Annotated in this window: 1 protein-coding gene; it reads right to left on the reverse strand. The window is 67.7% G+C overall.

The window, feature by feature from the left end; all coding sequences use genetic code 11:
* On the reverse strand, positions 1-452 hold a 452-nt coding region (locus D7X55_RS46355; protein WP_199747406.1), incomplete at both ends, for a crotonase/enoyl-CoA hydratase family protein.

A 452-nucleotide genomic window follows, 5' to 3' on the forward strand; every position in this document is an offset into this window, starting at 1 on the left:
GGTGATCTCCAGCAGTTCGTCGTAGCTGACCGGCTGGGCGATGGCGCGTGCGGCATTCATCGCCAGATAGGACTGCGGCGTGCGCTGCTGCTGGCGGATCAGTTCCTCGACCGCCGCCCGGCCTTCGCCCTTCTTCACCAGCACGTCGACCACGCCCATGGCATGCATCTCCTCGGCACTGTAGACCCGGCCGTCGAGGATGATCTTCTCGGCCAGGTGGGGGGACACGCGCCGGCACAGGAAGGAGTACGCACCCATGCCCGGGAACAGGCCGAACAGCACCTCCGGCAGGCCCAGTCCGCTGCCTTCCTCGGCGACGATGGTGTGGCAGGCCAGGGCCATTTCCAGGCCGCCGCCGAGGGCGTCACCCTGGATCAGCGCGATCGAACGGACATCGCCACCGAACCCGGTATGCAGGTGGTGCACGCCCTCCACGCAGCGCTGGGCGTAAT

This window comes from Corallococcus sp. AB049A, from assembly GCF_003668885.1.
Classification (GTDB): domain Bacteria; phylum Myxococcota; class Myxococcia; order Myxococcales; family Myxococcaceae; genus Corallococcus; species Corallococcus interemptor.